The 24,412-nt window shown below is 68.5% G+C and carries 25 protein-coding genes and 1 pseudogene; 17 read left to right on the plus strand and 9 right to left on the minus strand.

All coding sequences use genetic code 11. The features are described from left to right. Positions 1 to 1,071, minus strand: a complete 1,071-nt coding sequence (locus tag ACIPQB_RS24755) for a glycosyltransferase family 4 protein (RefSeq protein ID WP_446487912.1) — start codon at positions 1,069 to 1,071, stop codon at positions 1 to 3. A 213-nt stretch (positions 1,072 to 1,284) separates the two neighbouring features. On the opposite strand from ACIPQB_RS24755, the gene ACIPQB_RS24760 reads away from it, so the two are divergent. The 3 genes from ACIPQB_RS24760 to ACIPQB_RS24770 all read left to right on the plus strand — a co-directional run bounded on the left by ACIPQB_RS24760 (position 1,285) and on the right by ACIPQB_RS24770 (position 3,973). After that, the gene (locus tag ACIPQB_RS24760) at positions 1,285 to 2,787 is read left to right on the plus strand and encodes a L,D-transpeptidase family protein (RefSeq protein ID WP_446487913.1); all 1,503 of its coding nucleotides are present in this window, start codon (positions 1,285 to 1,287) and stop codon (positions 2,785 to 2,787) included. A 144-nt stretch (positions 2,788 to 2,931) separates the two neighbouring features. Then, positions 2,932 to 3,600 (plus strand): DUF882 domain-containing protein, encoded by a 669-nt coding sequence (locus tag ACIPQB_RS24765; protein WP_446487914.1) that lies wholly within the window; start codon positions 2,932 to 2,934, stop codon positions 3,598 to 3,600. Positions 3,601 to 3,628: 28 nt separating this feature from the next. Further along, positions 3,629 to 3,973: a hypothetical protein gene (locus tag ACIPQB_RS24770; protein WP_446487915.1), complete on the plus strand. Its 345-nt coding sequence runs from the start codon at positions 3,629 to 3,631 to the stop codon at positions 3,971 to 3,973. A gap of 1 nt (position 3,974) precedes the next feature. Here the strand turns inward: ACIPQB_RS24770 and ACIPQB_RS24775 are convergent, their stop codons facing one another. The 5 genes from ACIPQB_RS24775 to ACIPQB_RS24795 form a co-directional block, all read right to left on the minus strand. After that, positions 3,975 to 4,133, minus strand: a complete 159-nt coding sequence (locus tag ACIPQB_RS24775; protein ID WP_446487916.1) for a hypothetical protein — start codon at positions 4,131 to 4,133, stop codon at positions 3,975 to 3,977. A gap of 80 nt (positions 4,134 to 4,213) precedes the next feature. After that, positions 4,214 to 5,254 (minus strand): substrate-binding domain-containing protein, encoded by a 1,041-nt coding sequence (locus tag ACIPQB_RS24780; RefSeq protein WP_446487917.1) that lies wholly within the window; start codon positions 5,252 to 5,254, stop codon positions 4,214 to 4,216. Positions 5,255 to 5,378: 124 nt separating this feature from the next. Beyond that, entirely contained in the window at positions 5,379 to 5,798 is a 420-nt protein-coding gene (gene arsC / locus ACIPQB_RS24785; protein ID WP_446487918.1) for an arsenate reductase (glutaredoxin), read from the minus strand. Then, positions 5,795 to 6,472, minus strand: a complete 678-nt coding sequence (locus ACIPQB_RS24790; protein WP_446487919.1) for an aquaporin — start codon at positions 6,470 to 6,472, stop codon at positions 5,795 to 5,797. Before ACIPQB_RS24790 ends, arsC begins: the two co-directional genes overlap by 4 nt. Beyond that, complete coding sequence (locus tag ACIPQB_RS24795) at positions 6,469 to 6,816, minus strand: ArsR/SmtB family transcription factor (protein ID WP_446487920.1); 348 nt, start codon at positions 6,814 to 6,816, stop codon at positions 6,469 to 6,471. The genes ACIPQB_RS24790 and ACIPQB_RS24795 overlap by 4 nt, the downstream gene beginning before the upstream one ends. A 133-nt stretch (positions 6,817 to 6,949) precedes the next feature. Here ACIPQB_RS24795 and ACIPQB_RS24800 point away from each other — a divergent pair, with 133 nt between their 5' ends. The 9 genes from ACIPQB_RS24800 (at position 6,950) to ACIPQB_RS24840 (ending at position 17,349) form a co-directional block, all read left to right on the plus strand. Next, complete coding sequence (locus tag ACIPQB_RS24800; RefSeq protein ID WP_446487921.1) at positions 6,950 to 7,102, plus strand: hypothetical protein; 153 nt, start codon at positions 6,950 to 6,952, stop codon at positions 7,100 to 7,102. A gap of 250 nt (positions 7,103 to 7,352) precedes the next feature. Then, positions 7,353 to 9,788 carry a TonB-dependent siderophore receptor gene (locus ACIPQB_RS24805; RefSeq protein WP_446487922.1) on the plus strand — a complete coding sequence of 812 codons (2,436 nt, stop codon included), beginning with the start codon at positions 7,353 to 7,355 and terminating at the stop codon, positions 9,786 to 9,788. Positions 9,789 to 9,850: 62 nt separating this feature from the next. After that, a complete protein-coding gene (locus ACIPQB_RS24810; RefSeq protein WP_446487923.1) occupies positions 9,851 to 11,149 on the plus strand; it encodes an MFS transporter in 1,299 nt (432 codons plus the stop codon). A 12-nt stretch (positions 11,150 to 11,161) separates the two neighbouring features. Continuing rightward, the gene (locus ACIPQB_RS24815; protein ID WP_446487924.1) at positions 11,162 to 12,226 is read left to right on the plus strand and encodes an LLM class flavin-dependent oxidoreductase; all 1,065 of its coding nucleotides are present in this window, start codon (positions 11,162 to 11,164) and stop codon (positions 12,224 to 12,226) included. Beyond that, positions 12,223 to 12,885 carry a cysteine hydrolase gene (locus tag ACIPQB_RS24820; RefSeq protein WP_446487925.1) on the plus strand — a complete coding sequence of 221 codons (663 nt, stop codon included), beginning with the start codon at positions 12,223 to 12,225 and terminating at the stop codon, positions 12,883 to 12,885. Before ACIPQB_RS24815 ends, ACIPQB_RS24820 begins: the two co-directional genes overlap by 4 nt. 2 nt (positions 12,886 to 12,887) lie before the next feature. Continuing rightward, positions 12,888 to 14,273, plus strand: coding sequence for a peptidase M20 (locus ACIPQB_RS24825; RefSeq protein WP_446487926.1), 1,386 nt, complete (start codon positions 12,888 to 12,890; stop codon positions 14,271 to 14,273). Next, on the plus strand, positions 14,273 to 14,767 hold the full coding sequence (locus ACIPQB_RS24830) for a flavin reductase family protein (protein ID WP_446487927.1): 495 nt from the start codon (positions 14,273 to 14,275) through the stop codon (positions 14,765 to 14,767). The genes ACIPQB_RS24825 and ACIPQB_RS24830 overlap by 1 nt, the downstream gene beginning before the upstream one ends. 15 nt (positions 14,768 to 14,782) lie before the next feature. Further along, positions 14,783 to 15,595, plus strand: a complete 813-nt coding sequence (locus tag ACIPQB_RS24835) for a TauD/TfdA dioxygenase family protein (protein WP_446487928.1) — start codon at positions 14,783 to 14,785, stop codon at positions 15,593 to 15,595. A gap of 149 nt (positions 15,596 to 15,744) precedes the next feature. After that, positions 15,745 to 17,349 carry a hypothetical protein gene (locus ACIPQB_RS24840; protein ID WP_446487929.1) on the plus strand — a complete coding sequence of 535 codons (1,605 nt, stop codon included), beginning with the start codon at positions 15,745 to 15,747 and terminating at the stop codon, positions 17,347 to 17,349. 8 nt (positions 17,350 to 17,357) lie between these two features. Here ACIPQB_RS24840 and ACIPQB_RS24845 read toward each other — a convergent pair whose 3' ends face one another. The 3 genes from ACIPQB_RS24845 to ACIPQB_RS24855 all read right to left on the minus strand — a co-directional run bounded on the left by ACIPQB_RS24845 (position 17,358) and on the right by ACIPQB_RS24855 (position 19,689). Next, the gene (locus tag ACIPQB_RS24845; RefSeq protein WP_446487930.1) at positions 17,358 to 17,843 is read right to left on the minus strand and encodes a VOC family protein; all 486 of its coding nucleotides are present in this window, start codon (positions 17,841 to 17,843) and stop codon (positions 17,358 to 17,360) included. Further along, positions 17,840 to 18,685 carry an oxidoreductase gene (locus ACIPQB_RS24850; RefSeq protein ID WP_446487931.1) on the minus strand — a complete coding sequence of 282 codons (846 nt, stop codon included), beginning with the start codon at positions 18,683 to 18,685 and terminating at the stop codon, positions 17,840 to 17,842. The genes ACIPQB_RS24845 and ACIPQB_RS24850 overlap by 4 nt, the downstream gene beginning before the upstream one ends. Before the next feature lie 149 nt (positions 18,686 to 18,834). Beyond that, positions 18,835 to 19,689 carry a TauD/TfdA dioxygenase family protein gene (locus tag ACIPQB_RS24855; protein WP_446487936.1) on the minus strand — a complete coding sequence of 285 codons (855 nt, stop codon included), beginning with the start codon at positions 19,687 to 19,689 and terminating at the stop codon, positions 18,835 to 18,837. A 275-nt stretch (positions 19,690 to 19,964) separates the two neighbouring features. Between ACIPQB_RS24855 and ACIPQB_RS24860 the strand changes: the two genes are divergently transcribed. The 5 genes and pseudogenes from ACIPQB_RS24860 to ACIPQB_RS24880 form a co-directional block, all read left to right on the plus strand. Further along, positions 19,965 to 21,170, plus strand: coding sequence for an aromatic ring-hydroxylating oxygenase subunit alpha (locus tag ACIPQB_RS24860; protein ID WP_446487932.1), 1,206 nt, complete (start codon positions 19,965 to 19,967; stop codon positions 21,168 to 21,170). Next, positions 21,167 to 21,964, plus strand: coding sequence for a 4,5-DOPA-extradiol-dioxygenase (gene ygiD, locus ACIPQB_RS24865; RefSeq protein ID WP_446487933.1), 798 nt, complete (start codon positions 21,167 to 21,169; stop codon positions 21,962 to 21,964). The genes ACIPQB_RS24860 and ygiD overlap by 4 nt, the downstream gene beginning before the upstream one ends. Positions 21,965 to 21,979: 15 nt before the next feature. Then, positions 21,980 to 23,056, plus strand: a complete 1,077-nt coding sequence (locus ACIPQB_RS24870; protein WP_446487934.1) for an acetamidase/formamidase family protein — start codon at positions 21,980 to 21,982, stop codon at positions 23,054 to 23,056. Positions 23,057 to 23,063: 7 nt separating this feature from the next. Beyond that, positions 23,064 to 24,014 (plus strand): helix-turn-helix domain-containing protein, encoded by a 951-nt coding sequence (locus tag ACIPQB_RS24875; RefSeq protein ID WP_446487935.1) that lies wholly within the window; start codon positions 23,064 to 23,066, stop codon positions 24,012 to 24,014. Between the two features lie 265 nt (positions 24,015 to 24,279). Then, a pseudogene (locus tag ACIPQB_RS24880) lies at positions 24,280 to 24,412 on the plus strand (IS630 family transposase); the annotation flags it as partial.

The following is a 24,412-nucleotide window of genomic DNA, read 5'->3' on the forward strand; positions in this document are numbered from 1 at the left end:
TCAGCCCGTTTGGGCCAGCGCCAGGCGGGGCGTCGGCGGCGCGGATGTCTCCTCGATGTTTTCGTAGAGCCGAAGATAGCGCTCGGCCATGGCCACCGCTGAGAACCGCGCGTTGAACTGCTCGCGCACCCGGCGGCGCTTCAGGGTTCCCAGACGCCGCACAGCGTCCACCGCGCCGTCCTCGTCCTTCACGATGAAGCCGGTGAGGCCGTTCTCGACCACTTCCCGCACCGAGCCGCAGTCATAGGCGATCACCGGCGTCCCGCAGGCCATGGCCTCGATCATCACCAGGCCGAAGGGTTCGGGCCAGGCGATCGGAAACAGCAGGGCCTCGGCCCCGCCCAGGAAGTCCGACTTCTGGTGGTCGCCGATCTCGCCGATGAACTCGACCAGCGGATCGTCCAGCAGCGGCTCGACGACGGCGCGGAAGTATTCCACGTCGGCGTTGTCGACCTTGGCGGCGATCTTCAGGGGCTTGCCCAGGCGCTTGGCGATGGCGATGGCCCGCTCGGGTCCCTTTTCGGGGGAGATGCGGCCCAGGAACGCCAGGTAGCCCTCCGGCGCCGCGCGGAACGCATAGGTCTCGGCGGCGACGCCGTGCAGCACCGTGCCGGCCCAGTTGGCGAAGGGCAGGGGGCGGCGCTGGTCGTCGGAGATCGAGACCAGAGGATATTGCGACCAGCGGCGATAGACCCCTGCTAGGTCCTTCAGGTCGAGGCGGCCGTGCAGGGTGGTCAGGGTGCGTCCGGCGATGTCGGTGAACATCGGGAAGTGGATCATGTCGGTGTGGAAGTGGATGACGTCGAAGCGATGGGCCTGGCGGCGCACCTCGTGCAGCATCGTCATGTGGGCGGCCAGGTCCGACTTCAGCGGCGCGGGATCCAGCCGGATCGCCTGGTCGCGCACGACCACCAGTTCGGCCCGGGTGCGGGCGTCGCCGCTGGCGAACAGGGTGACCTGATGTCCAAGGTCGACCAGGGCGTCGGTGAGGTGCGCCACGACGCGCTCGGTGCCGCCGTAGAGGCGGGGCGGGACGGCTTCGTAAAGAGGGGGCACCTGGGCGATCTTCATCGATAAGGTCCTGATGAAAAGGCGAGCGATTGCCGCCCGACCCCGGATCAAACCGCCAGTGTGGCCGTAAGGTTCCGGACAGAAAATAAAGAACCGGAAGCCGGTTCAACCGTTGGCTTCCAGTGATACTTGCGTTGACGAACAAGGGACGGCACGGGCATTTGAGGGCGCGCGGAACGGCCGCGCGCGAATGTGCCGCGAGATCTGTAAACGGTGACCAAGACCTGGACCAAACGTAGCGCGTTGCTTGGCGGCGCGCTTTCCTTTCTGACGGTCGCGGCCACCGGCGCCCAGCTTCAAAATCCGCCCCTCGTGCGGGCGCCGCAGCAGCCGATTCCGGTGATTCCGCCGCCGATCAGCGTCGTGCTGCGCCCCGACCAGGCCGATCTGCTGGTCCGGGTGCTGTCGCAGGCCTTCACTCATGGCTTCGAGCCGGAGGCCTTCGCGCCGGACGCGGTCATGCCGCTGCTGAACGCCCGCGACGCGGCCACGCGCCAAGCCGGCCAGGCGCAGCTGATCGCGCTGACGCTGCGCTACGCCCGGGCGGTGCATTCGGGGCGGCTGCCGCCCGAGGCCTTCCTTGAGGACTGGGGCCTGCGTCCGGCCCCCTACGATCCGGGTCCCGACTTCGTCCAGGCGGTGAACCAGGATCGCCTGCGTCCGTGGCTGGACAGCCTGCCGCCGCCCTATACCGGCTACCAGACCCTGCGGAAGGGCCTGGCGACCTATCGCGACATCGCCGCGCGCGGCGGCTGGCTGCCGCTGGAGGGCGGACCGCCGCTGAAGCTGGGGACCAAGGGCGATCCGCGCATCGCCGCCCTGGAGGCGCGGCTGGCCGTCGAGGACCCGACCGTGGCCGTCGACGCCGCCCCGGTGTTCGACGAAGCCCTGCAGCAGGCGCTGATGCGGGCCCAGAAGCGCTTCGGCCTCAATCCCGACGGCGGCCTGGGGCCGCAGACGCTGGCGGCCCTCAATGTGCCGGTCGACCTGCGCATCGGTCAGATCCTGGCCAATATGGAACGCTGGCGCTGGCTGCCGCAGCAGCTGCCGTCCGACCGTATCCAGGTCAATATCGCCGCCGCCGTGATGAGCGTGTTCCACGACGATGCCCCCAACCTGACCATGCGGGCGGTGACCGGGCGGCCTGGCGACGAGACGCCGATGTTGGCCTCGACCATCCATTCGATCGTGCTCAACCCGCCTTGGAACGTGCCGTCCTCGATCGCCGCCAAGGAGCTGTGGCCCAAGGAGCGGGCCAGCCCGGGCTATCTGGCCCGCAACGACTTCATCGTCATCCCGACCGGCGACGGCGGCTCGCGGCTGCAGCAGAAGGCCGGGCCCAAGGCGGCGCTGGGCCTGGTCAAGTTCGACTTCAACAATCCCTACGGCGTCTATCTGCACGACACCCCCAGCCGCTCGAAGTTCGCCAGCTTCAGCCGCCTGGCCAGCCACGGCTGCGTGCGGCTGGAAAAGCCGATCCCGCTGGCCAAGCAGTTGCTGTCCGCCGACCCGGCCTGGAGCCCCGAGGTGGTCGACGCGACCATCGCCGCCGGCAAGACCGTGCGGGCCCCGCTGGCCCAGCCGATCGCCGTGTTCCTGCTCTACTGGACCGCCTATGTGACCCCGGACGGGCAGGTGAACTTCCGCGACGATCCCTATGGCTGGGATCGCGAGCTGGTGCTGCGTATTGCCGCAGCCACCTCCAGCGCCGCTTGACCTGGGCGCCCGCCTAAGGCCTTTTTTCCCGCGTAAGCCTTTCAAGTTCGGAAAGACTTTAGCGTTTTAGTATCCGCGTGGACGCCGCCGGCCTGGCGGCCGCCGTCGGCGATCGCGCGGGATTAAGTCGGGAAAAGCGTAGCGATGATTGAACGACGCAAGCTGCTCGGTATGGGTCTTGGCGTGCTCGGCGCCAGCGTGGTTGGACCCGTGGCGGCGCTGGCGCAGGCGAAACTCTCGGACTCCGATCCGATCGGCGACCTGCTGCTGCGCCAATCCCAGCAGGCCGAGGGCCTCCCGCCCGAAGGTTTGGCGCCCACGGCGGCCGCGCCGGCGCCCCCGCCACGTCCGGCCTCGGCCGCGCCCCGCTGGCTGAAGCTGCACAATATTCACACCGAGGAAAAGCTTGAGGCGGTCTATTTCGAGAACGGCGACTACGTGCCCGACGCGGTCCAGGCCCTGGACAAGGTGCTGCGCGACTACCGCACCGGCGACGTCCACCCGATGAACCCGCGCCTGTTCGACACCCTGGCCGACCTGGCGGGCAAGACCGAGACCAAGGCGCACTTCCAGGTGATCTCCGGCTACCGCTCGCCCAAGACCAACGCCCTATTGCACGAGCGCAGCGGCGAGGTCGCCAAGCGCAGCCTGCACATGGACGGCAAGGCGATTGATATCTATCTGGAGGACGTCGCTCTGGATCGGGTGCGGGCCGCGGCCCTGGACCTTGGCCGGGGCGGGGTGGGCTATTATCCCACCAGCAATTTCGTCCATGTCGACGTCGGCCCCGTCCGGCGTTGGGTCGGCTCGTAAGAGGGCCGCAGATCAGAGGAATTCCCGGATGGCCAAGGCCGAACGCAAGAGCAACCCGTTCGGATGGATCCTCCTGGGCGTTCTGGTCGGCGCCATCGCCACCGTCGGCGTCCTGCTGATCGCCAGCACCCTGGATCTCCACGGCGGCTATGACGAGGGCCCCAGCGAAGTCCGCACCGCCGCCGGGACCGCCGCCGTCGCCCGGCCTGCGCGCGTGGCCGCTCCGCCCAAGCCGGCCGCCCAGCCGGCCCCCATCGCCGTCGTCGCGGCGCCGCCCGCCCAGCCGCCGCCCTCGGTCGACGCCCAGATGGCCGACGACGCGGCCGCCGCGGGCATGACCTCGCGGGCGGGCGCGGACCAGCCGACCAACTAAGCTAGGCGGCTTCGTCTTCCTTCGTGCTTTCGGGCGGCACGGCGTAGCGCGACACCCGGCGCATGACGCTGAGCTGCTGCTCAAGCTCGTCGATACGCTCGGCCTGCTTGATCACCAGGCGTTCCAGGTCTTGCAGGCGTTCCTCGATGCGTTCGAGCATGAACGGTCTCCAACCGGCGAGGGCGCTATCGAGCGCGCGACGCCGGCCGGGGTCAAGCCTCTTTGGACGCCGGGCGCTTCCTAGGACTTCGGCGCCGCCATCGTCGGCAGCTTGGTCGCCGCGGTCTTCATCGCCTCGTGCTGGGCGGGGGGCAGGGGGATCAGGCCGCGGCCCTGGAGATAACCGCCCCGGCCCGTGGCCGCGTCGGACACGAATTCGGCGATGAACTCCTTCAGGCCCGGGGTCACCCCGACCTGGTCCTTCTTGACGTAGATGTAGAGCGAGCGCGACAGCGGGTACTGGCCGCCGGCGATGGTCTGGGCCGAGGGCTTCACGCCATTGACGCTGGCGGCCTTGATGCGGTTGGCGTTCTCTTCCAGGAAGGAATAGCCGAACACGCCCAGGGCCCCGGGGGTCTTCTCGATGGTGCCGACGATGGCGTTGTCGTTCTCGCCGGCGTCGACCCAGGGGCCGTCGGTGCGCAGCGGGTCGACCTTGGCCTTGAAGGCCTTTTCGTCCTTGTCGTGCAGGGCCTTGGCGGTGGGGAACTTCTTGGCTCCGCCCTCGATGGCCAGCTCGACGAAGGCGTCGCGGGTGCCCGAGGTCGGCGGCGGGCCGTAGACCAGGATGCGGTTGGCCGGCAGGCCGGCGCCGATGTCCTTCCAGGTCTTGTACGGATTGGCCACGAACTGGCCGCCGCGCAGGACGTTCTGGGCCAGGCCCAGATACAGGTGCTCGACCTTGAAATTGTAGTCCGGCGCGCCCTTGTCCATGGCCACGACGATGCCGTCGAAGCCGATCTTCAGCTCGACGATGTTGTTGACGCCGGCCGCCTTGCAGGCCTCGAACTCGGACTTCTTCATCGGCCGCGAGGCGTTGGCGATGTCGGGGAACTTCTCGCCCATGCCGCCGCAGAACATCTTGATGCCGCCGCCGGTGCCCAGGCTCTCGACCTTCGGCGACTTCTTGCCGGTCTTCTTGGCGAAGTTCTCGGCGGTGCGGGTCGAGAACGGGAATACGGTCGACGAACCGGCGGCCCAGACATAGTCGCGGGCGGCGTGGGCGCTGGATGCGCCGGCCAGCAGGCCGAGGGCGGCGGTGACTCCGAGCAGGGTTTTCATGACGGCGTCCTACTTTCGAGGGGCGAAAAGGCGAGACCGGAACGTTCTACGTCCGATTGTCTCCGCCATTTGTCACAGTTTGGCGACAGATTTGCGACGGATTCCGTTCACGGAGCATTCGCCTCTAGCCGCGCGGGCGCACCACCTCGCCGTCTTCCTTGGTGAAGCTTTCGGGAACGGCGTCGAGCAGGTCGAGGGCCCGCTCGGACGGCCGGCACAGGGCGACGCCCTTGGGCGTGACCACGATCGGGCGGTTGACCAGGATCGGGTGGGCGACCATGGCCTCGAGAATCGCGTCGTCGGCGACGCCGGGTTCCAGCAGGCCCAGTTCGGCGGCCGAGGTTCCCTTGTCGCGCAGCCAGTCGCGCGGCGTCGCCCCGGCCTGGGCCAGCAGGTCCAGCAGCTGCTCGCGGGTCCAGCCGGCCTTCAGATACTCGACCACCGTCGGCTCCAGGCCCGCCTCGCGGACCATGGCCACCACGTTGCGCGAGGTGCCGCAGCTGGGGTTGTGGAAGATGGTGACGGGAAAGTCGGCGCGGGTCATGGGCGGGTCTGTTCCTTCAGGAGCCATCCGAACGCCAGGGCCGCCAGCAGGGCGCCGACGAGCTGGGCCAGGATGAAGGCGGGCGCCGACGCGGGCGCAATGCCGGCGAAGGTGTCCGACAGGGCGCGGGCGACGGTGACCGCCGGGTTGGCGAACGAGGTCGAGGCGGTGAACCAGTAGGCGGCGGTGATGTAAAGCCCCACCGCCATGGGCGTGAAGTCGGGGCGGAAGCGCACCGCGCCGAGAATGGTCGCCACCAGGCCGAAGGTGGCCACCGTCTCGGCCAGCATCTGGGCCGGACCGTCGCGCAGCTTGGTCGAGACCTGCAGGATCGGCTCGCCGAACATGGCGTGGGCCAGCCAGACCCCGGCGATCGCGCCGGCGACCTGGACCAGCGGGTAGAGCAGGGCGTCGCGCCCGGCGATCTCCCGCCGCAGCACGGCGACCAGGGTGACGGCCGGATTGAAGTGCGCGCCCGAGATCGGTCCGAACACGGTGATCAGCACCACCAGCCCGGCGCCGGTGGCCAGGGTGTTGCCGAGCAGGGCGATGGCGACATTGCCGCCGGCCAGCCGCTCGCCCATGATCCCCGAGCCGATGACCACCGCCAGCAGCAGGGCCGAGCCCAGGGCTTCGGCGACCAGGCGGCGCGGCAGGTCGAAGGCGGCGGTCATTGAGCGTCGCAACAGGCGGCGCGGGCGATCAGGCCTTCGAGCGGCGCGCAGATCTCCGGCGCGCCGTTGCAGCAGTCCTGCATCAGGAAGCCCAGCAGGCCGCTCATCGCTCCATAGTCAGCGGCGTAGAGGATCGAGCGGCCCTCGCGCCGCGCGCCGATCAGGCCGGCGTGCGACAGGATGTTGAGATTGGCCGACAGGGTGCTGGGCGGCATCTCAAGGCGCCGGGCGATTTCGCCGGCCGCGACGCCCGAGGGACCGGCCTGGACGAGCAACCGGAAGATCGCCAGCCGGCCCTCGTGGGCCAGGGCGGAGAGGGTGACGGTGGCGGCTTTTAATTCCATATTTCCAGTATGATCGAAATATGCGACGAGCGAAAGACGGCCTGACGCGCGCGCCTCTGTCGCAGGTTTCGGGCGCGATTCATCAACTTGGTGGAAACCCTCGGGGCGGAAAGTCGGCGAGGGAGAAGCGCCGATGTCTGTATTTTGCGCCCTGCGCAGCTTTTCGTTCATGGCCGTCATCGTCTGCGGCCTGGTCACCGCCGCCTGGAGCGGCCTGCGGCATGCGCCGTTCGTCCATGACCATGACCGCGGCGACGTCGTCTGGATCGACACCGGCCCGCGCTGAACCGCCGCCGGACGGTTGCCCCGCGACGCTTTTGACGGCCCCTTGTGCGCGGTGGATCAAGTTTCTTGACCCCCGCCGAGCGCGCAGCGGCCCGGATTGAGCAAGAAGCGGGCGGCCAGGACATTTCCTTCAAAATGTCAGAGACCGAAAACGCCAGGACGGCGCGAAGGGGCGATGCTCGTCCTCAAGAGGCGTCGTCCTGGGGATATCACCGCGGGTGATGGGCGCGACCGCCTCGAACGAGGACGTCATGTCGAACCAACGGCTGTTGATGGCGGGTGTGTCCGCCGCTGTGCTGCTCGCGCTGTCTGGCCATGCCTTCGCCGCCGATCCTGTCCCCGCCGACGCGTCGACGGCGGTCGACGAGATCGTCGTCAAGGCGCGCGACAAGGCCGGCCTGCTGGAGAAGCAGCCCAGCAACACCGTGTTCGGCCTGGACAAGCCGCTGCTGGAAACGCCGCGCTCGGCCAGCTTCGTCAGCGACGTGACGCTGCAACGTTACGGCATCGAGACGATCGACGGCCTCACCGCAGTGTCGCCGGGGACCTATACCGCCAGCTTCTACGGGGTCCCCGGCGCGCTCAACATCCGCGGCACCCTGGCCGAGAACTACTTCCGGGGCTTCAAGCGCATCGAGAACCGCGGCACCTATTCGACGCCGATCGGCGCGGCCGACCAGATTCAGGTGGTCCGCGGCCCGCCGACCCCGATCTACGGCTCGGGCAAGGTCGGCGGCATGCTCAACTTCATTCCCAAGTCCGGCAAGAACGAAGGCGGCTATCTGAGCGAGCCGACCGGCGAGATCACCGCCACCTACGGCTCGTACAACAAGAAGAATCTCACCGGCCAGATCGGCCTGCCGGTGAACCTGGGGCCGGTGATTGGCGGCGTCTATGTCTATGGCGAGGCCGAGGACAGCCACAGCTTCTACAAGGGGATCTATCCGCGCCGCCAGACCGGCGAGGTCTCGGCCGACTTCGACCTGGGCAATGGCTGGACCACGGCGTTCGGCGGCATGAAGTACCACTCCGACGGCGACGTGCAGACCCCGGGCTGGAACCGCCTGACCCAGGACCTGATCGACAATCGCACCTACACCACCGGCCGCGACACCACCCTGGTCGACAGCGACGGCAACGGCAAGATCACGCCGGGCGAGACGGGTTTCTATCCCTACAGCAGCTATCTCTACATCGATGCGCCCAACAGATTCCTGCTTTTCCAACCCAACGCCGCAGACAATCTGGCCCGCCACACGCTCGACACCGGCATCGGCACGACCAAGCTGTCGCCGCGCACGGTCTATATCAGCCCGGCCGACTTCTCGAAGACCGACACCAACACGCTCTATTTCGACCTGGCCAAGGAACTGTCGCCGAGCAGCTCGATCAAGGCGCAGCTGTTCTATGACGACCAGGAGAACAAGCGCTTCGTGTCCTACGGCTACCCGGCCTGGTTCGACAGCTCGGTCTGGGAGGCGCGGCTGACCTACAACTTCGCCTATGACGCGGGGCCGGTGACGACCAAGTCGTTCGTGGGCGCGTCCTACCGGTCGTTCGACGGCCGGCGGCGCGAGAGCTACAACAGCGGCATGATCGCCCTGGACCGGCGCGACATCAGCTACGGCGCCACGGCCACCGACATCATGGACAGCCCGTTCAGCACCGAACCCGCCGGCGTGACCGGCATGGACTGGGAAAACGACAATTCCAGCACCTGGACGCAGTCTGGCGTGTTCTTCACCAGCGACATCTATCTGGGCGCGCTGAACCTGATGCTGGGCGGTCGCTACGACGACTATGACGTAAAGTCCCAGGACACCGGCCTCTACACCTTCCAGGTCGCCGGCCAGCAGAAGGACTCCAAGGGCAAGGCCACCTATTCGGCTAGCCTCAGCTACAAGACGCCGATCGGCGTCCTGCCCTACATCACCTACGCCAAGGCCTCGGCGCTCGAGATGAGCCAGGCCGGCGATATCGCCGCCAGCCTGGTGGCCAACGACTCCTGGCTGTCGGACAGCGACCTGGCCGAAGCCGGCGTCAAGTTCCAGCTTCTGAAGGGCACGCTGGTGGGCTCCCTGTCGGCCTATCGCCAGAACCGCACCCAACTGACCAGCGGGACCAATCCCACGGTCCAGGGCACCCGCGCCAAGGGCGTGGAACTGGAAGTCCGCTGGCTGGCCAGCGAGCACTTCAGCTTCACCTTCGCGGGCAACAATCAGCACACCACGGTCAAGGGACCCGACCATTCGTTCCAGTACATCCCCGCCTATACCGCCGGCTTCTCGGGCGTGAACGGCTACGGCGGCGGCTTCGTGACCTTCGACTTCTCCAGCCTGCCCGGACGCGGCGGGGACTACGCCTACGGCCTGATCCCCCACTCGGTGGTCAGCCTCTACGGCGCCTATACCGGCGATCCCCATGCCTGGGGCCGGCTGGGAGGTACGCTGGGGGCGACCATGGTCAGCAAGACCTCGACCCTGGTGCAGGATCCCATCGTCTATCCGAAATACACCGTGGCCAACGCCTCGATTTATTACGAGTACGGCCCGTACACCGCGACGTTCAATGTCGATAACCTGCTCGACAAGCTCTATTTCACCCCCGACGCCGACAGCTACGCCAACCTCGGAGCCCTGCCCAGCAAGGGCCGCGAGTGGCGCCTGACCCTGGCGCGCAAGTTCTAGTTCCCGTTTCCGCGCCGTCGGAAACGGCGGCGCGGAAGCTTCGCTTAAGCATGGAGACCCCCATGTCGAAGACGATCCCCTGGCGGTCCTGGCTGCTGCTGGCCGCGCTCAGCCTGGTGCTGTTCACGATCACCGCCTCGACCTTCTCGTCGCTGGGCGTGGTCCTGCCGGCGATGATCAAGGAGCTGAAGTGGAGCTTCGGCTGGGCCTTCTTCGGCTTCACCCTGCTGGGAGCGTTCTGCGGGGCCTCGTCCTGGCTGCCGGCCATCCTGATCCGCAAGGTCGGGGTGCGGGGGACGATCGTCGCCGGCTCGGCGGTGATGGTGGCGGGCTTCGCCTGCCTGGCCGCGGCCCGCGGGCTGGCGATCTATCTGGCCGGCACCGCCCTGTTGGGCGTCGGCTACCAGATGATGGCCCTGATCCCGGGGACCCACGTGCTGTCGATGCTGTTCAAGAAGCGGGCCCTGCCGTTCGGAATCTATTTCACCATCGGCTCGCTGGGCGGGGTGGCCGGGCCGTGGATGGCCCTGACCGGCATGCAGATGGCCCACGGCGCCTGGCGGCCCTACTGGGCGATGCAGGCGGCGGCCTCGATCGGGGTCGGGGCCCTGTGCGCGGCCCTGGTCGGCGGCCGGGCCTGGCTGGCCGCCGCCGCCGTCGACACCGACAAGGCCGTGGCCGAGGACGCCAAGACCGCGCCGGCCGACGCCCGGGTCTATCGCACCACGACCGACTGGACCGTGAAGGAGGCCCTGGCCACGCCGCAGTTCTGGGTGATCCTGGCCGCCTATTTCGCCCACCTGCTGGGCGGGGTGACCGCCGTCAGCCTGGCCCCCAGCCATTTCAGCGAACTGGGCGTGGTCTCGGCCGTGGCGGTCAGCGCCATCAGCCTGGAATCCCTGATGCAGGTGGCCGCGCGCCTGGGCGGCGGCCTGATCGGCGACCGCGTCGACCCGCGCTGGCTGCTGGCCGGGGCCCAGGGGATGATGGCCGTCGGCCTGCTGGCCCTGGGCCATGCCGCCACCTGGCCGCTGATGATGCTGTTCGCGGTCGGGGTGGGGGTCGGCTTCGGCATGACGGTGCTGGCGGTCAGCATCCTTTTGCTCAACTATTATGGCCGCAAGAACAATCTGGAGATCTTCTCCCTGGTCTGCCTGGTGGGGGCGGTCTCGGCCCTGGGGCCGGTGATCGGCGGCGTCATGCGCGACCGCCTCGGCGGCTTCGCCCCGACCTTCCAGCTGTTCGCGGCGGTGATCGGGGTGATCTTCGTCGCCGCCCTGTTCATGCGGCCGCCGCGCAAGGTCGCCCACGTCGAGCCGGTCGCAGAACCGGCGTCCAGCATGCTTTCAGACGCCGTCTGAGGAGGAAGCGCCATGTTCCACAGCCCATCCAAGCACAAGGACTTCGGGGTGTTCCTGCCCGTCGCCAACGGCGGCTGGATCATTTCCAAGACCACGCCGGTCCTCGACGGTCTCTACCAGCAGAACCGGGCGGCGGCGGTGACCGCCGACCAGGTCGGCATGGACTTCGTGATGTCGATGGGCAAGTTCCGCGGCTTCGGCGGCGAGACCGACCACTGGGGCACGGCCCTGGAGTCGGTGACGATGATGGCCGGCATCGCCGAGGCCACCCGGAACGTCCGCATCTGGGCCACCGTCCACCCGCTGCTGCAGAACCCGGCCGTGGCCGCCAAGATGATCGCCACTCTCGACCATATCAGCGGCGGCCGGGCCGGGCTGAACATCGTCGCCGGGGCCTACAAGGGCGAGTTCGACCAGATGGGGGCCTGGGACGACAGCCTGTCGCACGACGACCGCTACGCCCTGACCGAGGAATGGACGACGGTGGTCAAGCGGCTGTGGGCCGAGGACAGCGTCGACTTCGCCGGTCAGTTCTTCACGATGAAGGACTGCCAGTCCAAGCCCAAGCCGCTGTCGCGGCCGGGTCCGGAGCTGATCTGCGCGGGGATGAGCGACCGCGGCTTCCAGTTCTCGGCGCGCGAGGCCGACGCCTGCTTCATCGGCGGCCGCACGCCCGAGGAGCGCCGCGACGCCTCGCGCCGGGCCAAGCAGGCGGCCGAAGCCATCGGCCGCGAGGTCAAGACCTACGCCATGTGCACGATCGTCCACGGCGACACCGACGCCAAGGCGCAGGCCCTGGTCGAGCGCTACAGGGACGGGGCCGACATGGGCGCGATCCTGGCCATGCTGGCCAGCTGGGGCGTGCCGGCCGAGAAGCTGAGCAGCGTCGCCGCCCAGCAGGGGGCGTTCATGACCCAGACGGTGGTCGGCGCGCCGGCCTCCTGCGCCGCCCAGGTCGAGGAGTTCGTCACCTCCTGCGAGCTCGACGGCCTGATGTTGATCTTCCCCGACTATGTCGAGGGCCTGACCATGTTCGGCGCCGACATCCTGCCGGGCCTGCGGGCGGTGTATTCATGAACACGGTCCGCTCCGACGCCGCCGTGGGCGACGGCCTGGCCGCCTGGATCGCCCCGGGCCGCACGGCGGTGCTGATCATCGACATGCAGGTCGACTTCGCTTCGCCGCAAGGTCTGCTGGGCCGCTATGGCGTGGACATGGGCGGGGTCGAGCCCGCCCTGGCCGCCGCCGAGCGCTTGGCGCAGAGCGCTCGCGCCGCCGGCGTGCCGGTGCTGTTCGTCGGCCTGTTCACGACGCCCGAGACCGACTCGCCGGCCTGGAACGAGCGGATGCGCCGCCGGGGCGGGGATCCCGAGGTCGACGCGGCCCTGTGCCGGCTGGGCCAGGTGGGCTCGGACTTCTACGGCCCCAAGCCGGCCCCGGGCGAGCCGGTGATCGCCAAGACCCGCTACAGCGGCTTCGTCGGCACCGATCTGGACGCGCGGCTGCGGGCCCTGGGCGTCGACACCCTGGTGGTGGCCGGCCTGACCACCGAATGCTGCGTCGACAGCACGGTGCGCGACGCCTTCGACCTCGACTATCACGTCTTCGTCGCCGCCGACGCCTGCGCCGCCTATGAGGCCGACCTCCACGCCGCCTCGCTGAAGGTGATGGAGCTGAACAGCGCGATCCTGACCGACACCGCGGCGGTCGCCGCCGCCTGGAAGGGAGCGGCTTGAGCATGGCCGACGGATTTCCGCCCCTGGGCGCCGCCGCGCCCTACCATGTCACCGAGGCCGACCGCGCCGCCATCGCCGCCGCCATCAGCCAGGACGAGCTGGTCGCGCTGGCCCTGACCCTGGGCAACATCCCCGCGCCGTCCGGCAAGGAGCTGGAGGTCGCCAACCATGTCCACGACTGGATGGCGCGCGAGGGCTTCTCGCCGCGCAAGGTCGGGGCGACGCCGGAGCGGCCGAACATTATCGGCACGCACGGCGGAAAGGGCGTCGGCAAGAACCTGCTGTTCACCGCCCACCTCGACACCGAGGCCCCGACCTGGAACCCCGACCTGGACGCCTACAAGTACGCGCCCGAGACCCTGGCCAATCCGGAGTGGGAGAAGTGCTGGCTGGAGGACGGCAAGCTCTACGGCTATCCGATCGCCAACGACCGCGGCCCGCTGAGCTGCTTCCTGATCGCCGCCAAGGCCTTGAAGACGGCCGGCTACGAGCTGGCCGGCAAGATGTACCTGACCGCCTGTCCTGGCGAGATCGGTCCCGAGCCGATCGAGGAGCACCGCGGCGTGGCCTTCATGGGCAAGGACATCGGGGCCCACTACCTGTTCCACCACGGCGGGGTCGCCCCCGACTACGCCATCGCCGCCGAGGGCTGCGATTTCGGTCTGACCTGGGTGGGCTGCGGCTATGCCGTGTTCCGCTTCCAGGTCTGGGGGGAGGGGGTGTTCACCCCGCTGCTCGACCATCCCGCCACGCCGGCCCAGCATCCCAACCCGATCTACAGGATCGGCCGGCTGACCGACGCCCTCCACGCCTGGAGCGGCGAATGGGAGAAGGCCAGCCGCTATGACAGCCCCGGCGGCGTGGCCCAGCCCAAGTCGCAGATCGCCTCGATCCGCGGCGGCATCCCGTTCGCCTTCGGGGCCGGCACCGAACTGGTCAATCTCTATCTTGAGGTCGGCCTCAATCCGAAACAGCGGGTGGCCGACGTCCAGCACTCGCTGGAGGCCATGGTCCGGGCGGCGGGCCTGGGCCGCATCGACATCGAGCCGGTGGTGGTGCGCCACGGCTTCGAGGCCGACGCCCGCGAGGTCGCCCCGCTGGTCGCCGCCGTCGACGACGCCACCAGGCTGAGCCTGGGCCATCCGGTCGCCCTGGCCAATCCGGTCTATTCCAGCATGTGGCGCGACCACAACGTCTTCAACATGCACCGCATCCCGGCCATCACCACGGGCTTCAAGCGCTGGCGGCCGACCCCGCAGGACCTGGTCGACAGCGCCCTGGTCTACGCCCTGACCGCCCTGGCGGTCTGCGGCCGAGCCGAGCCCGAGGACGGCGCCAAACGCCCGGCCTCGGCGGTCTATCCCGACAATCCGTTCGGGGCCGACTGATGGGCCTGGCCGTGCAAGGGAACGGGCCCGCGCCCGCCGACTTCCGCAAGGCCATGGGCAGCTTCGCGGCCGGGGTGACGGTGGTCACCACCTGCCACGGCGGCCGGCTGGTCGGCACGACGGTCAGCGCCTTCAGCGCGGTGTCGCTGGAGCCGCCTCTGGTCATGGTCTGCCTCAAGCGCGACAGCCGCACCCTGGCGGCGGTCGGCCAGGCCGGCGTGTTCTGCGTCAACATCCTGTCGGCCGAGCAGGGGGACCTCGCCCATCGCTTCGCCCGCAGCGGGGCCGACGACCGCTTCGCCCTGACCGTCGTCGAGGCCGGGCTCTGCGGCGCGCCGCTGCTGGCCGGCTGCGCGGCCGCGGTCGAGTGCGAACTGCACGCCGTCCATGACGGCGGCGACCACGAGATTCTGGTCGGCCGCGTGCTGCGCGTCGTCGTCGACGAGACCAAACCGCCGCTCGTCTATGTGCGGGGCGGTTTTCTCAACGTTTAGTGGGAGTTGCGGCGCATGGCCTATGACGTGCTTGAGGTGAAGCCGATGACGCGCCGGATCGGCGCCGAGATCTTCGGCGTCGACCTGGGCCAGCCCCTGTCGAACCGGCAGCTGGAGGAACTGCACCAGGCCCTGACCCAGCACCAGGTGATCTTCTTCCGCGATCAGCAGATGTCCCACGAGGCCCACAAGGCCCTGGGGCGCCAGTTCGGCGACCTGGCGATCCATTCGGGGGTGCCGGGCATCGACGGCCATCCGGAGATCGTCGCCATCCACGCCGACGCCGGCTCCAAGTTCGTGGCCGGCGAGAGCTGGCACTCGGACCTGACCTGCGATCCCGAGCCGCCGCTGGGCAGCATCCTGCATATGCCGGTCGTGCCCGACGACGGCGGCGACACGGTCTTTGCGAGCATGTACGCGGCCTACGACACCCTTTCGGACCGGATGAAGGCCTATCTGGAGGGGCTGTCGGCGGTGCACGACGCCAATCCCGTCTACCGGGCGATCTTTCCGGACATCGACCGCAAGTACAATTGCTCGACCCACCCGGTGGTCCGCATCCATCCGGTCAGCGGCCGCAAGAGCCTGTTCGTCAATCCGTCCTACACCACCCACATCGTCGGCCTGTCCAAGGCTGAGAGCGCGGCGGTGCTGGCCTATCTCTACCACCACGCCGCCAATCCCGACTTTCAGGTGCGCTTCCGCTGGCGGCCCAATTCGGTGGCCTTCTGGGACAACCGCTGCACCTGGCACCAGGCGATCTGGGACTATTTCCCCGACACCCGCTCGGGTTTCCGCGTGACGGTGGCGGGGGACAAGCCGTTTTGACGGAATGGCCCGGCGAACGCCACTTCATGGCAGTCTTGCCAATTGGATCGACGCGCATTGGCCACGCTTCATGGTTGTGCCATTGTCGCGCTCGGGACTTGGGGGGTGTGGTGACGATACGCCGTTTCTTGGCGGGCTTGGTGTTGGGGTTGGTGCTGCCCGCCCAGGGCCAGGCAGCGCCGGCGCTCAACCTGCTGTCGCCTGGCGAGCCGACCACCTACCAGATGGCCGCCTGCGAAGCGGACGCGGACGTGGCGCTCTGCCTGCTTCGGGTAAGCATGGCCAGCTCCGATGGAATACTTCTGATCACCGACCCTGACATCGCCCTAAACGACGCCTTAATCGCCCAACTCGGCCTCAGCGTCGCCCAGACTACCGCACGGATCAATCATATTTCATCCAGCTCCAGCCGTGAGTGGTTCGCCGAGGCCTTCCAGGCCGATCTGGCGGCGCTGAAGGCGGTCGAGCTGGATCGGCAAGGCGCCAGTCCGGCCGAGGCCCTGGCGCCGATCCGAGCGCTCGCCTCCGCGGATTGGAACGAGGAGCATGTGGCGCGAAGCCATGCCCGCGCCTACTATGTTCTCTGGGCTATGCGAGGTCATCCCCGGGGGCCGTCTCCCGCGCTCGCGCGAGCGATGTTGGACGCCTGGGCGGCAGAGCTGGAAGATGGCTCAGACGGTCACACGATCCCCTTCTTTTTCGGCGACGTCGCCGCGCGCTACGTGACAATCGGCGATCCCGAGGCGGCCGCAGCGCTGACGCGGCGAACCTCCCTGGACGACCCGGTCTCCCTGGAGATCAGGATGCAGACCGCGCTGGGCCGTATCGATCGCGCTGCGGAACTGGCCCTTGCCGCCAAGCCTTCGACGATCGAGGACCCCGAGCGGCGTTCGGAGGCCTATCGCGATCTGATCATGGCGCGGGAGGACGTGGCGGACCTGGCCTTGCGCACCCTGCACCAGGACCTGGCGTTGCGTTTGACGGTCATGAATCTTCAGGCGCTCTACGGGCCGGATCGATGGCCCGGACCACCGAGCATCGACATATCGATTTCCGCCTTGCGGCGCCTGGTCCTGTTCGGCCAACCCGGTCTGGCGGCGCGATGGGCGGACATCATCGAAAGGTCGCCCGGCGGTCAATGGAGCGGAGTGCACGCAAGGGCGGGATTCGAAACCTGGCTGGCCCTGGGGCGTCACGACCGGGCCGACCGGCTGCTCAACCACTGGCGACGGCTCGCTGATCGCGCCCGCGCGAAGACGCAGAGGTTCGCTCCGGACGACGAAGCGATAGACACCACGCGCCGCATGCTTCTCGCTGTGGGCGAGAATGAGACGGCGCGCGCCTATGGACCACCGCCGCCTCCGAGCGTCCTCTACACCGATCTGAGGCTTGGCCGCGGCCTCGTTCGGCTGGACGACGAACTGGCTCTGGCCAAGACCCATGCCGAACGCCTCGGGATTTATGGCGATTGCGTCGAGGCGGCGATGGCGTACGCACGCTTTGCGGAAGGTTCGATCTGCGTCCGGCGGGCCTCGGTCGAGGCGCAGACCGACGAGGATCGCTGGAGCGCGGCGGTCTCAGCCAATCGCCTGGCGAACAAGGCCGTCAAGCTTGGCGACCCCGAAACCATCCGACGCACGCGCGTCGAAGCCCTCGCGCTTCTGAGCAAGGCACCGGAACAGTCCCTGGGTGGGGGCTGGATTGATCCCGTCGTCCTGGCGAAGGGAGAGCTGAAGGCCCAGAACCGGCTCTAGCGAGTCGGCTATTCCCGCGTGAAGCTTTCCGGAATCTCCGGGTTCGCGCCGGCCTTGCCCCACAGCACGATCTCGTTGCCCCAGGGGTCGCGGAAGGCGTGGTTGTAGCCGTTGAACTCGGCCCAGTAATGATCGCGCCACAGCTCGGTCGCCCCCAGCTCGACGGCCGTCGCCAGGATGCGTTCGGGCGTGTCGTCGTCGCCGATCAGCACCCAGACGCGCGGCTTGCGGCCGTCAGTCGACAGGCGCCGCGGCTCGACGCCGGCCGGCTCGGGATGGGGGCGGGCGTTGGCGGCCTTGAAGATCCCCAGGTGCAGGTTGCCGATCTCGCTGTCGGTCCCGTCGCTGGTCTTGAAGAAGCCGCCGGGCACCATGCGGTGGTACTCGCCCTGGGGGCGGGCGTCGTTCTGCCAGCCGAACACCTGCGCATAGAACCGGCCGGCGGCGTCGGGGTCGTCCGAGGCCAGGTCGACGAAGATCAGGGTGTTGGTCATGCGGGATCCGTTGGGGAGGGGGCGTCAAAGCCGATCGACAGGGTGAGGTCTTTCCAGGCGTCGATGTCGGCCTGCAGCGCCTGGTGGGCGTAGGCGGCGTATTTCAGGGCGTCCTCGCCGAGCAGCAGGTGTATCGGCGGAGCGGCTGCGTCGGCGACCGCCAGAATCGCCTGGGCGGCCTTGGCCGGATCGCCGGGCTCGTGCCCGGCATGGTCGGCCATGATCCGCTCGGCGTCGCGGGCCAGGCCGTCATAGTCGGCGATCTTGTCGGCCACCACGACCTTGGAGCCGCCGGCGAAGGCGGTGCGCAGGCCACCCGGCGCAACGTTGGTGACCTTGATCCCCAGTTCGGCGACCTCGGCCGCCAGGGTCTGGGTCAGGCCCTCCAGCGCCCATTTGCTGGCGCAGTAGACGCCGGTGCCGGCCCAGACGGCCAGGCCCGAGACCGAAGTGATGTTGATGATCCGCCCGGCCCGCCGCGCGCGCATGGCCGGCAGCACGGCCTTAAGCATGGCCAGGGGGCCCAGGACATTGGTCTCGAACTGGGCGCGGACCTCGTCGAGCGAGGCCTCCTCCACCGCCCCGACCAGGCCATAGCCGGCGTTGTTGACCAGGATGTCGATCCGGCCGGTCACGGCCTCGGCCGCGGCGACCCCGTCGCGCACCGCCGCGGCGTCGGTGACATCGAGCACCAGGGCGTGGCCGCCCAGACGTTCGAACGCCTCGGCGTCCTTGGCCTTGCGGACCGTGCCGACCACCGTGTCGCCACGCGCCAGGGCCGCCAGGGCGATCTCGCGCCCCAGGCCGCCGGAAACGCCGCTGATCAGCCAGGTTTGGGTCATGGAGTGTTCCAAAGAAGCATCACCGATATCCGCTTTCCCGGCGAAGGCCGGGATCCAGATTCATCCGGAGCGGCCCGTGGGTGTCATCTGGGCCCCGGCCTTCGCCGGGGAGACGGAGAATAGTTTGATGAAAGGTGCGCGAGGCAAGCCTAGTACGGCTTGTCGCCCTTGACCCACAGCCGATGCATGGTCCGGAAGTACTTGCTGTCGTCATAGAGCGTGCCGGTGTGCAGGGTGCAGCGGTTGTCCCACATCAAGAGATCGCCCTTGGCCCACTTGTGGCGATAGACGAACGGCTCGCTGGTCATGAACGCGACCAACTCGTCGATCAGGGCCAGGCCTTCAGGACCGGGCTTGCCGATCACCTCGGTCACGGTGCCGGTCGAGGGCCACAGCGCCTTGCGACCGTCGGCGGGGTGGGTGCGGATCAGCGGATGCTCGACGTCGGGATTGGCCGCCGCCATCTCGGGCGACAAGACCTGAGCTCCGAACTCGCGGGTCGCCATGAAGTGCTTGTAGCTGTGATGCAGGCTCAGCGGCAGCAGCTGCGCCTGCTTCTCGGGCGACAGGGCGTTCCAGGCCGCGCAGCCGTCGGCCAGCAGGGTGTCGGAGCCCTCGTCGGGAACCTCGACCGCATAGAGCATGGTCAGCATCACCGGCTCGGGCTTGTAGCTGTAGTCGGTATGCCAGCCGACGCCGTCGTTGTGGGCGCCGATCGGCCGGCCGTCGATCACCCGATTGCTGAGGATGAAGATTTTCGGATAGCCGGGCAGGGTGAAGCGGGTCTGGGTGTGGTCTTCGGCCTCGCCGAACCGGCTGATGAACCGCATCAGGTCGTCCGGCGTCATCGACTGGTCGCGCAGCACGACGGCGCCGTGGCGGTGGAAGGCGGCGACCACCTTGTCGATCTCGGCGTCGGTGGCGGTCGGCAGGTCGATGTCGTGGATCCGGGCGCCGAAGCCGGGCTTCAGGTCCGAGATCGTCAGGTCGTCGGCGAGCGTCATGTCCACGGGCGCGGTCCTTTGGAAGCTGTCTGGACCCGAACCTAGGCGGGCGCCGGGGGCGCGTCTTGCCTCAGCGCGCCCGATCGCTTTCCGTGGGCGACGGCCAGCCCGCCCGACGCGGCGACTTGCGCGCCTTTTGCTCATTTCCGCCCGAGAAGCCGGCGAACCCGCCTGTGGGCGAGGCGCTGGCCAAGTTATCGTGCGCGCTGGTGCAAGACCGTCGGGCGGGCCGGGCTTAGCTTCCGTATCGATCTCTCGAAGGGAGCGCTTGACCCATGGGCCCCAGTTCGCCGGCCGCCCCTCTTCTGAACGACGCCTTCTTCGACGCCCTGTCGCGGTCGATGCTCGACGTCGGCTCGGCCGAGACCCTGCCGCCCGCCTGCTACACCGACCCGGCCTTCTACGCCTTCGAGCAGGAGGCGCTGTTCAATCACGAATGGCTGTGCGTGGGCCGCGTCGACTGGGTGAAGGAGCCGGGCGACTACTTCACCACCTCGATCATCGGCGAGCCGATCATCGTGACCCGGAACCGTTCCAATGAGATCAGGGCGATGTCGGCGGTCTGCCAGCACCGGGCCATGCTGGTGGCCGAGGGCCGGGGCAACGCCCGCGGCTTCGTCTGCCCCTATCACCACTGGGTCTATTCGCTGAACGGCGACCTGGTGAACGCCCCGGCCATGGAGCGCACCTGCGACTTCGACAAGAAGGCGGTGAAGCTGCCGAGCTTCAAGGTCGAGGTCTGGCTGGGCTTCATCTTCATCAATTTCGACGACGCGGCCCCGCCGCTGGCCCCCCGCCTGGCGGCGGTGGAGGCGGCGATCGCCAATTTCGACCTGTCGGCCGCCGAGGGCCTGACCCCGCCGATGACCGGCCAGTTCGCCTGGAACTGGAAGGTGATGTTCGAGAACAACAACGACGGCTACCACGCCAACAAGCTGCACCGCGGACCGCTGCACGACTTCATTCCCAGCGAGCTGTGCAGCTTTCCAGAAGCCGCCGAGGGCGACGCCGGCTTCCTGCGCTACAACGGGACCACCCATCCGGACGCCAGTTTCAACCCGACCCAGAAGGCGGTGCTGCCGGTCTTCCCGAAGCTGACCGACGAGGATCGCCACCGCGCCACCTTCGCCAACATCCCGCCGACCCTGTCCCTGGTGATGACCAGCGACATGGTCATCTACCTGATCCTGCGCCCGACCGGTCCGGAGACCATGGAGCAGGACACCGGCTTGCTGGTCGCCCCCGGCGCCACCGAGATCCCCGGCTTCGACGAGCGGCTGGAGATGATCATGACCTCGGCGGGCAAGATCATCGCCCAGGACATGCATGTCGACGCCTTGGTCCAGCAGGGCCTGCGCTCGCGCTTCGCCGCGCGCGGTCGCTACAGCTGGCAGGAGGGGGCCCAGGTGCAGTTCAACCGCTGGCTCACCCCACGTTACCAGAAGGCCTGGGCGATGATGAAACAGGGAGCCGGCGCATGAGCCGCATGCCGGTCGTCTTCTTTGGTCACGGCAGCCCGATGATCGCCCTGCAGGCCAATGACACCACCCGCGCCTGGGCGGCGATGGGCGCGGCGTTCGGCAAGCCCAAGGCCATCCTCTGCATCTCCGCCCACTGGCTGACCCAGGGCGTCGCGGTGACCGCCATGGCCGCCCCGCGCACCATCCACGACTTCGGAGCTTCCTTTCCTAAGGCCTTGTTCGACGTGCAGTATCCGGCCCCCGGCTCGCCTGAACTGGCCGCGCGGGTGCGCGAGCTCCTGGCCCCGCAGCCGGTGGCGCTGGACCACCAGGCCTGGGGCCTGGACCACGGAACCTGGTCGGTGCTGTGCAAGGCCTATCCCGACGCCGACGTGCCGGTGGTGCAGCTGTCGATGGACGCGACCAGGCTGCCGCAATGGCACTTCGATCTGGCCAAACGCCTGGCCCCGCTGCGGGACGAGGGCGTGCTGATCGTCGGCACCGGCAACATCGTCCATAACCTGTCGGCCATGGACTGGGGCGCCCAGCACGGCCCGCCCTACGACTGGGCCGCGCGCTTCAACGACTACGTCAAGCAGGCCATCCTCGACGACGCCCCGCAGCGGGCCGTCGACTTCGCCTCACAGGGCCAGGACGCCGTCCGCTCGGTCCCCACTCCTGACCACTACTGGCCGCTGCTCTATGTGCTGGGCGCGCGCCTGCCCGGCGACGTGGCGACCTTCGGCCCCGACCACATCGAGCACGGCTCGCTGAGCATGACCAGCGTCACCCTGTCCGCCGTCCCCAGCCCCTAGCGCCCGGAGCTTCCGATGCCCTTCATCTGCGAACCCGGCCAGGCCCGCCCTGACGTGATGCCCGGCGCCCTGCACACCCTGCGCGCCACGCCCCAGACCGTCCATTGGGGCTATTTCGACCCGTCGATCGCGCCCAGCCTGCGCATCAAGAGCGGCGACCTGGTCTCGACCGAGGCGATCACCCACCACGCCGGCGACGCGCCCGCCCTGATGATGGACGAGGCGGTGACGCGGATCTTCACCGAGATCCCCGAGGCCGACCGAAATCCCGGCGTCCACATCATGACCGGCCCGATCCATATCGAGGACGCCAAGCCCGGCGACGTGCTGGAGGTGCGCTACCTGCGCATGGTCCCGCGCAACAACTACGGCTCCAACCTGGCCGCCAACTGGGGCTATCTCTACAAGGAGTTCGGCGAGAAGGAGCGGGTGACGATCTATGAGCTCGACCCCAACGCCAACACCGCCAGCGCCCTCTACGCCTACGACTTTCCGGGCAAGTATCTGGTTCCGGGGACCATCACCCACTGCCCGGAATGCGACCGCCAGCCGGCCCTGAACGGCGTGCGGGTGGCCGCCCGCCCGCACCTGGGCACGGCCGGCGTCGCGCCCGCCGTCGACGGCCGCACCAGCACCATCCCGCCCGGGGCTCATGGCGGCAATATCGACAACTGGCGGATCGGGGCGGGGGCGACGATGTACTATCCCGTCCAGGTCGAGGGCGGGCTGTTCTCGATCGGCGATCCGCATGTCAGTCAGGGCGACGGCGAGATCTCCGGCACGGCCATCGAGTCCTCGCTCAACGTCCTGATGCAGATCGTGCTGCGCAAGGACTTCCAGGCGCCGGGGCCTTTGTTGGAAACGCCGAAGTGGTGGATCGTCCATGGCTTCCACGAAGATCTTAATGTCGCCGTGCGCGAGGCCTCGCTGAACATGCTGACCCTGCTCAGCGACCATGTCGGCCTGTCCAGGGACGACGCCTATTCGCTGATGAGCGTGGCCTCCGACTTCGGCGTCACCCAGGTGGTCGACGGCAAGCAGGGCTGCCATGTGCGCATTCCGCGCGACATCTTTCCGCGCAAGGGCGGCTAGGTCGCCGATGAAGGCCTGGTCGTTCAGCACCGACAGCCATCCCCGCGCCGAGCGCGCGGCGGCCTGGCATGAGGCGATGAGCCGGCTGGGCCTGCCGATCGAGGGCCTGTCGGACGCCGAGCCGGCCAGCGCCTCGGTGGTCTGCTTGACCTCGCCGCTGGGCATCGAGTTCGCCTTGGTCGAAGCCGGGGCCCAGGCGATCTCCGGTCGCCGCACCGGCCAGCCGGCGGCCGTCTGGCTGGCGGTGCTGCTGGCCGGCGAGGCGACCCTGGTCACCGACGACCTGGCCGAAGACCTGGCCTCCGGCGACATCGCCTACGGCCCCACCGGCCAGGCGGCGGCCTTGCGGCTGGAAACCCGCTGCCGGCTGATGTTCGTCCGCGCGCCGCGGGTGGCGCTGGATCACCGGCTGATCGCCCCCTTCAGCCTGCGGGTCGGCCGGCTGCAGGCGGCCACCGGCGTCGCCCACATCCTCTCGGGCCTGCTGCGGGCCACCGCCGACGGGCTGGAGGACCTGACCGTCGACCAGCTGCGCCCGGTCGAGCTGGCCCTGACCGAGTTCCTGGCCATCTGCCTGGTCGAGGGCGGGACGCGGGCCGACGCCCTGGGGGCCGGCGCCGCCGCGCCCACCGCCCACCTGCAGCGCCTGTGCCAGACCATCGAGACCCTGCTGCCCGATCCGGAGCTGTCGCTGCGCCGGGTGGCGGACGAGGAGGGGGTCTCGCCGCGCTATGTCCAGAAGCTGTTCGCTAGCGCCGACGAGACCTTCAGCCACTATCTGCGCACCCGCCGCCTGGAGCGCTGCCGCACCGACCTGGCCAGCCCGCAGCACGCGCGGTTGTCGATCTCGGAAATCTGCTTCCGCTGGGGCTTCAACGGCTCGGCCCATTTCAGCCGGGCGTTCCGCGACCAGTACGGCCAGTCGCCGCGCGAGTTCCGCCAGGGCGCGGCGGCCTAGAGCACGTTTGCTTCAAGTTGAATCGCGCTTCTCAAACCCCGTCTCCCCGGCGAAGGCCGAGGCCCAGGTGAAACCCACGAGCCGCTCAGGATGAATCTGGGTCCCGGCCTTCGCCGGGAAGACGGAAAAGAGAGAGCGCTTCGATCTGAAATCAATACGTTCTAGAGCATTCGCCCGTTGAGTTGAATCGATTGTGATCGGAGGGAGGATTCCCTTCGTCGTGGGCTCATGAGTCCCTTGAGGCCTTCTGATTTGGGAGGTTTGGATGGGCGCGGCGCATTCGAAGGGTCTTCGCGAGCGGGTCGTGGCGGAAGTCGTGGCGGGCGCATCTCGCCGCCAGGCGGCGGCGCGGTTCAAGGTCAGCATATCGTCGGCGATCCGCTGGGTGGCGCTGGCGG

The organism is Caulobacter sp. LARHSG274 (assembly GCF_052871235.1).